The organism is Tamlana crocina (assembly GCF_012037625.1).
Genome location: NZ_JAAVJS010000587.1, coordinates 1 through 339 on the forward strand (window position 1 = coordinate 1; position 339 = coordinate 339).

Annotated in this window: 1 pseudogene; it reads right to left on the bottom strand. The window is 45.1% G+C overall.

Features of this window, described 5'->3' with window-relative positions:
- A pseudogene (locus HC176_RS18165) lies at positions 1–339 on the bottom strand (glucosylceramidase); the annotation flags it as partial.

Sequence of the window (339 nt, forward strand, 5' to 3'; positions counted from 1 at the left end):
GATCATAAATGATGATCTTGGTGGCTATGTTGTTCTTTTCGAATGCCGGGCCTAAATGATTTTTTATGAAGTCAGCCTGATCTTCAGCAAGCATAAGCAGACTCGGATTATTGCCGGGATGAAGAGGCTCATTCTGCACGGTAATGGCGTCTATAGTAATTCCATTTTCCGCCATAGTCTGCACATATTTTACGAGATAACTGGCGTACACCGGGTAATATTCTTCCAGCAGGCTACCGCCGCGGGTATCTTTGTTGTCTTTCATCCATGCCGGTGGGGACCACGGAGAGCCCATAATCTTGATTTCAGGAGCTATTTCAAGGATCTCCTTTAAAACAG